This window comes from Brevundimonas sp., from assembly GCF_029946145.1.
Classification (GTDB): Bacteria; Pseudomonadota; Alphaproteobacteria; order Caulobacterales; family Caulobacteraceae; genus Brevundimonas.
The window spans coordinates 260,878-268,011 of the sequence record NZ_JAQSDY010000012.1 but is presented as its reverse complement, the minus strand read 5'-3'; the positions used below and the strand labels follow the sequence as shown (position 1 = coordinate 268,011).

Annotated in this window: 5 protein-coding genes and 1 pseudogene; 4 read left to right on the top strand and 2 right to left on the bottom strand. The window is 66.8% G+C overall.

The window, feature by feature from the left end:
- The first annotated feature begins 93 nt into the window (after positions 1-93).
- Positions 94-420 carry a DUF6448 family protein gene (locus PSV23_RS17380; RefSeq protein ID WP_366524216.1) on the top strand — a complete coding sequence of 109 codons (327 nt, stop codon included), beginning with the start codon at positions 94-96 and terminating at the stop codon, positions 418-420.
- A 427-nt stretch (positions 421-847) separates the two neighbouring features.
- Here PSV23_RS17380 and PSV23_RS05520 read toward each other — a convergent pair whose 3' ends face one another.
- Both PSV23_RS05520 and PSV23_RS17455 read right to left on the bottom strand, forming a co-directional pair.
- Positions 848-1,540, bottom strand: a complete 693-nt coding sequence (locus PSV23_RS05520; protein ID WP_300466690.1) for an IS6 family transposase — start codon at positions 1,538-1,540, stop codon at positions 848-850.
- A 154-nt stretch (positions 1,541-1,694) separates the two neighbouring features.
- A pseudogene (locus PSV23_RS17455) lies at positions 1,695-1,839 on the bottom strand (IS6 family transposase); the annotation flags it as partial.
- Positions 1,840-2,169: 330 nt separating this feature from the next.
- On the opposite strand from PSV23_RS17455, the gene PSV23_RS05510 reads away from it, so the two are divergent.
- Genes PSV23_RS05510 through PSV23_RS05500 form a run of 3 tightly spaced genes read left to right on the top strand, consistent with a single transcriptional unit; the run spans position 2,170 to position 7,098 of the window.
- A complete protein-coding gene (locus PSV23_RS05510) occupies positions 2,170-3,306 on the top strand; it encodes a glycosyltransferase family 4 protein (protein WP_300466688.1) in 1,137 nt (378 codons plus the stop codon).
- Positions 3,303-6,245: an HAD-IA family hydrolase gene (locus PSV23_RS05505; RefSeq protein WP_300466686.1), complete on the top strand. Its 2,943-nt coding sequence runs from the start codon at positions 3,303-3,305 to the stop codon at positions 6,243-6,245. The genes PSV23_RS05510 and PSV23_RS05505 overlap by 4 nt, the downstream gene beginning before the upstream one ends.
- Complete coding sequence (locus PSV23_RS05500) at positions 6,238-7,098, top strand: universal stress protein (protein WP_300466684.1); 861 nt, start codon at positions 6,238-6,240, stop codon at positions 7,096-7,098. The genes PSV23_RS05505 and PSV23_RS05500 overlap by 8 nt, the downstream gene beginning before the upstream one ends.
- Positions 7,099-7,134 lie beyond the last annotated feature (36 nt).

The window sequence follows — 7,134 nt, the reverse complement described above, 5'->3', positions numbered from 1 at the left end:
GAAAGGCAGACGGTTGTAGCTTAACCGGGTGTCCTCGAAACCGGGTGCAGCTCACATCTCGCGGATCGCTATTTCTTCGAAACCCTCGTTCGAATCCACCGGGCGACGGAGGGCGAGGCCTTCAGCGGTCTCAAGCCGGCCGGGAGCGTAGACCCGGCGATCGCTGCTGCGGACCGGGCGCTCGAAAGCGGCCAAGGTAACGTCATCGCCGAAGAGATCGCCGCCGGGGTTAGAGCCGGCGTTCAGGAACGGTTCGCTGCCGCATACGCCGCCCGGCAGACGGCAGACCGCTCCGCCGCGGATGGCAGGGCGTATGTTCAGGCCTATGTGCAGTTTACGCACTTTGTGGAGACGGCAAGCCACTTGGTGGAGAGTGGGGCGAGCCATCAGCATGCCGACGACCCGCAGTCCCACCGATGAGCGGCAGCGGCTATGGGGCTGTCATCGGTCAGCGTCGCCACCAACGCGCTACGTGTGAATCGCGTCAAGCTATAGAGCCGACGCTACACTCTTGATCGACGACGGCGTGGGGGTCATCGGGACCGAGAGGCTGGGAGCCATCACTGGCCGCTCTGGGTCGAGGCTGTGTGAAAACGTCGTCGGATCGACGGAATTTGCCTTATAATCCTTAGCTCGGAGGCGAAGTTGGCGCGGATTTGCCTGGCACCAACCGCTTCCTCTAGGCAGCGGACCGGATGTCGTTCGCTACGACGCCGAAAATCTGCACGGCGAGTTCGGGCCGAAGTTCCGTCTGTTGGATAGTATTACGGATTTGCACGAGACGCCTTGGGAGACGGTGTTGTCAGGTTAACCGCGCCAAGTCGAAAGCCGCCCTTCCCTACCGAAATCAGGCAACCGCAGCTGCCCAAATTGACGCCGCTCCGGCGCGGAAACGGCGAAGAGTGGGTCTGCTGATCAGGTGACGTTGGATGTTGAAGGTGTTGTAGATCGCGGCGTGGGTGGTGAGGAATCTCTGGGCCGAGGCTTGGGATTTGAACCGCTGCTGCTGGCGTTCTCGTCGTCGGATCGGGAGGTGGGAGTTCTCAACGCGGTTATTCTCCCGGAGCCGGCCGGGTCGATGAAGATGCCTCAGATCCAGCTGATCCAGAGCGGCTCCGTACGACGCCAGACCGTCCGTCGTGATCGTCTCCGGATCGACAGGCTGGTTGTGCAGCAGGCGTCGGAGAAGCCTCAACGCCGCCTCTGTATCCCGCCGGCGCTGGACCACAAGGTCCAGGACTTCGCCTTCGTCGTCGACCGCCCGCCACAGATACATCCGCTTGCCGGCGATCCAGCAGACCATCTCGTCCAGGTGCCAGCGTGGCGAGGGCGCTGGCCGGCGGCGCTTCAATCGCCTCGCAATGAGAGGTCCAAACTTGATGGTCCAGCACCGGATCGTCTCGTAGCTGACCTCGATCCCCCGCTGCGCCAGCAGCTCCTCGACGTCCCGAAAACTGAGGCTAAATCGAAAGTACAGCCACACGGCGTGGCGGATCACGTCCGCCGGAAATCGGTGACGTTTGAACGAAATCGGCTTCACGAAAAATCATCCCCGACAGCGGCTTACGCCGACTTTGCCGGAGACCTTTTAGCGTTAGCCTGACAGCACCCAGGTGCCAGCGTGGCGAGGGTGCGGTGCGCCGCTTCTTAAGCCGCCTGGCGATCAGGGGGCCGAACTTGATAGTCCAGCACCGGATCGTCTCGTAGCTGACCTCGATCCCGCGCTGGGCCAGCAGCTCCTCGGCGTCGCGAAAACTCAGGCTGAAACGAAAGTACAGCCACACGGCGGCGGATCAGGTCCGCCGGAAACCGGTGGCGCTTGAACGAAATCGGCTTCACGAAACACCATCCCCGCCAGCGGCTTACGCCGATTTTGCCGGAGACCTTTTAGCGTTTGCATGACAGCACCCACCGGCGAGGTCCGTTTGATGCGGATCAAGGCGGACTGGGTCCGACATGAGATCCTGTGGTCGGACAACAGGATTGAAGAAGGGCCGTGAACAGTCTTCCAAGGACCACGAACCATGAGCCCGGACCCCTTCTCTGGCGGGGGTCGCGCCGCCGGCTTGGGCATGGGCCGCCGCGGCAGGATCTTCACTTGCAGAAACGCGGCCTCGGGCGAGGGTTCGGGGACGGGCGCCACGGGGTCGCCAACGCCGCGCTTCCGCGATGAAGATCGCGCAGATCACCCCTCTGTATGAGGCCGTTCCCCCTCGGCTGTATGGCGGGACGGAGCGGGTCGTCGCGCATCTGACAGACGCCCTCGTCGATCTCGGCCATGACGTCACCCTGTTCGCCTCCGCAGAGGCCGAGACGCGGGCCCGCCTGATCCCGGTGCGGGATCAGGCGATCCGGCTGGACCCCGCTCCGCTGAAATCGGAACTCGCCGCCCACATGGCCATGTTGTCGGATGTATTGAAGCGCGCTGACGACTTCGACGTCCTGCATTTCCACACAGACATGATCCACTTCCCCTTCTTCGAGCGGTTGGCGGACAAGACCATCACCACCCTGCACGGGCGGCTGGACATGAAGGACCTGCCGGGTGTTTACGAGCGCTGGCCCCAGTTCGGGCTGGTGTCGATTTCCGATGACCAGCGCCGTCCCCTGCCCTTCGCCGGCTGGAAGGCGACGGTGCATCATGGCATGCCCGCAGACCTCTACGACTTCGGCCCGCGGTCGGACGGCTATCTCGCCTTCCTCGGTCGCATATCGCCGGAGAAGCGCCCGGACCGGGCCATCGAGATCGCCACGAAGCTGAACAAGCCGCTCAAGATGGCGGCCAAGGTCGACGCCGCCGACAAGGTCTATTGGGAGACCGTCATCCGGCCGATGGTCGAAGCCAATCCGCTGGTCGAATTCATCGGCGAGATCGGCGACCACCAAAAGTCCGTCTTCCTGGGCCGGGCCGAGGCGTTGCTGTTTCCGATCGACTGGCCAGAGCCGTTCGGCCTGGTGATGATCGAAGCCATGGCCTGCGGCACGCCCGTGGTAGCTTTCCGCTGCGGTTCGACCTCCGAGGTGATTGAGGACGGCGAGACCGGCTTCCTGGTCGACACCCTTGAGCAGGCGATAGCCGCCGCCGGGCGCGCCCACCTGCTGGACCGCGACGCCATCCGCGCCCGTTTCGATCTGCGCTTCTCCTCGACCGCCATGGCAAGGCGCTATCTCGACGTCTACGGCGATCTGCTGGCGCGGCGGCCGTTCGCCGAGAATCCGGTTCACCGGGCCGTCACCCGCATTCTCGAGCGAGCCTCTCTTAAGGTTCCTGGCGCGCCTGACCGCACGATGGTTCTCCCGCCGTGAAGGCCTGGAGTCGTGCCAAGGCAGGACTCGGGAACCTAGAGAGCGGGAGCCGGCCGCTGATCGAGCTCTCCCGGTTCGACGCGGCGGCGTTTGACCTCGACGGTGTGATCACCCGAACGGCGACGGTGCATGCGACCGCCTGGAAGCAACTGTTCGACGACTTTCTCAACTGTCGCGCATCCGGCGCCGAATTCACGCCGTTCGACCGACAGCGGGACTATGGGCTCTACGTCGATGGCAAGCCACGGCTCGCCGGCATTCGGGACTTCCTCGCCTCGCGGAGCGTCGACCTGCCGGAGGGCGACCCCGAGAATCCGCCCGGACGCGCAACGATGCACGGTCTCGCCAAGCGCAAGAACGAACTGTTCCTGCAGGCTATCGCCCGGGACGGGGTCGAAGTGTTCGACGACGCCATCCGGCTGGTGAATTCGCTTCAAGCCGCGGGCCTGAAGCTAGCGGTCGTTTCCGCTAGCGAAAACACCAATGCGATCCTGCAGGCGGCGGGCTTGGGAACCCTGTTCAACGTTCAGGTCAACGGGCTGACGGCGAAGCAACAGGGGCTGAAGGGCAAACCCGCGCCCGACACCTATCTTCACGCCGCCGGTCTGCTCGACGTCGAGCCCCGCCGCATAATCGGGTTCGAAGACGCGCTTTCCGGCGTCGAAGCACTCCGGGCCGCGGGATACGGGCTCGTGGTCGGAGTCGACCGGAACGGAAACGGCGACGGGCTGTCCCGCCGCGGCGTCGACCTGGTGACGACCGATCTGGACCAGATCGAATTGAGCCCACGGAAGACCCCCGGCCGGCGGCCGTCCCTACTTCAGACATTGCCGGCGACGCGCACGACCGACCCGGACTGGATCATCGAGGAGGGTCCCTTCACGCCGGCCCGGGAGCACGAAATGGAGTCCCTCTTCTCGGTGGCCAACGGCTTCGTGGGGACGCGAGGCTCCCTGTCAGAGGGGGATGGGCTGTCAGCACCCGCGACCTTCGTGGCCGGCGTATTCGAGGCCGCTGGCGACACGACTCCGGCCCTAGTTACTGCCCCGGACTGGACGCACATGGCCCTGACGGTGGAGGGACGGCCGGTTCGGCTGGACGTCGGGCGGCGGCTGGAGCATCGGCGGATCCTCGACCTCCGGCAGGCCATCCTCTGGCGCGAATGGCGGCAGGAAGATCCGGCGGGCCGCGTCACGCGCATCGTGGGGCTGAGGCTCGCCTCGGCCGCCGATCGCCATCTGCTGATCCAATCGACCCGGTTCGAGCCGGAGAACTACAGCGGTGAAGTCACGCTCGACACGGCCGTCCGGGGCTCGCTGATCCACCGAACCAGCACCGGGACGACGATCGCCATGGCCTCAACGACGCGCCTGGGGGGCGGTGGCGAAGTCGCGACGGCGGCCGACGACGCGGACTCCCCGGCCATGACCGTGGCGATCGGCGAGGTCTACGCGCTCGACCGTATCGTCGCGATCCACACCTCACGCAGCCCGGGCGACCCGGAGGCCCTGGCCCGCGTTCACCTGGAGCAGGCGTCCGGGCGGGACATCGCCGATCATATCGAGGACCATCGGCAGGCGTGGCTCGAGCGCTGGGCCCGTTCCGATATTCGCATCGAAGGCGATCCCGCCGCCCAGCAGGCGGCCCGGTTCGCGATCTATCACCTGATCAGCGCCGCCAACCCCGAGGACGAGCGCACGTCGATCGGCGCCCGCGCCCTGACCGGGAGCGCCTATCGGGGACACGTGTTCTGGGACACGGAGATCTTCATGCTGCCGTTCTTCATCCTGACCTGGCCCGCGGCCGCCCGGTCGCTGCTGATGTACCGCAGCCATACGCTTCCCGCCGCGCGGGCCCGGGCCGCCGCCGGGGGCTGGCGCGGGGCGTTATACGCTTGGGAGTCCACCGACACCGGTGAGGATGCGACGCCGTCGCTGGTCGTCCAGCCGGGCGGCGACGTTCTGCGAGTGCTCACCGGCGAGCAGGAGCAACACATCAGCGCCGATGTCGCCTACGCCGTCTGGAGTTACTGGACCGCCACCCGGGACGAAGCCTTCCTGCTGGAGGCCGGCGCGGAAATCATCCTGGAGACGGCCCGGTTCTGGGCCAGCCGGGTCGAGCGCGGCGAGGACGGCCTGCACCACATCCGCGGCGTCATCGGCCCTGACGAGTATCATGAGACGGTGGACGACAACGCCTACACCAACGCCATGGCGCGTTGGAACCTGACGACCGGCCAGGAGGTGGCCGCGCTGATGGCCGGACGTTGGCCCGACCGGTGGCTCGCCTTGTCCGCGGACATCGGCCTCACAGCCGACGAACCCGCGACCTGGGCCGCGATCGCCGACAATCTCTACACCGGCTTCAACGACGCCACCGGCCTGATCGAGCAGTTCCGGGGCTATTTCGACCTTGAGGATCTCGACCTTGCGGCGCTCGAGCCCCGGTCCGCGCCCATAGACGTCGTGTTGGGGCGCGAGCGCGTGCAACGATCGCAGCTGATCAAACAGGCCGATGTGGTGATGCTGCTGCACCTGTTCCCGGACGCCTGGCCGCCGGAGGTGCACGCGGCCAACTTCCGTTATTACGAGCCGCGGTGCGCCCACGGCAGCTCGCTCAGCCCCGCCATCCACGCGCTGGTGGCGGCGCGGCTGGGGGACATGGAGCTGGCGGCGCGGTATTTCCGGCAGGCCGCAACGATCGACCTGGCCGACAATATGGGCAATGCGGCCGGCGGCGTTCACGCCGCCGCGCTGGGCGGACTATGGCAAGCGATCGTGTTCGGCTTCGGCGGTCTTGACCTCGCGGAAGACGGGCCCCGAACCCGGCCGAACCTTCCGCCAGGATGGTCCGCGCTGTCGATGGAGATCACCTGGCGCGGCCAGAGGCATGCGATCCATATTCCCGCCGCCGGCGCGCCGGAGACCGCCCATGACTGAGCCCCTGATCCTCGTCCCCCTCGACGGCTCGACCCACTCCCTGGCGGCCCTGCCCGTCGCCGACGCCCTCGGGGAAGCGCTGGGCGCGTCGTTGCGGATCCTCCAGGTGACCAGCAACGCGCCGCCGTCCCTGGGGGTCCTGGCCCAAAGCCTAGGGCTGGAAGGCGCCGCGCATCACGCCTGGAGCCTTGAGGCGCGCGTGGGCGACCCCTCCGACGGCATCCTTGAGACGGCCTGCGAGGCCGGGGCCCGGTTGATCGTCATGTGCACCCACACGGCCTCGGCCCGGCCAACGGCGATGCTGGGTCACACCGCGCTCGATGTGCTGCGGCGCGCGCCGTGCCCGGTCGTGCTGGTGTCGCCGGTGCAGGACCTGAAGGGCTGGCGGCCGCGCCGGATTCTGCTGCCGCACGATGGCGGGACGGCGGCGGACATTGCAGTCGGACCCGCCGCCGAAATCGCACGTGCGACAGACGCTGAACTGTTGATCGTGGAGGTGGGCGCCCCCGGCGTGGGATCGCCCCTTGAACCCGGTTCGTTTCCGGTGCCGCGCTATGTGGACCAGGCGCAGCACGAGTGGTCCAGCTGGACGGACGAGGTCCTCGCCCGACTGGCCCGGCTCTGTCCGGACGGGCCGCTCAAGGCCCGGCTGCAGGTTCTGGGCGGCAACCCTGGCCGGGAGATCCTCAGGGTCGCCGCCGATCAGTCCGTCGACCTCATCGTCGTCGCCTGGAAGGGGGCCTGGAGCGACGAGCGGGCCCACACGCTGAAGGCCATCGTGCGCAACGCGCCCTGCCCGGTGATGGTGGTGCGCGCCGACCCGAGCTGCTGTTCACCGAGATCGAGCGCCTGATGCGAACGGATTGATCTGGGTCAAGGCGGTCGCCAT

Excerpts from the sequence above, each read along its gene's own strand:
- PSV23_RS05510 (WP_300466688.1), top strand. The coding sequence starts at position 2,170 with ATGAAGATCGCGCAGATCACCCCTCTGTATGAGGCCGTTCCCCCTCGG.
- PSV23_RS05500 (WP_300466684.1), top strand. The coding sequence starts at position 6,238 with ATGACTGAGCCCCTGATCCTCGTCCCCCTCGACGGCTCGACCCACTCC.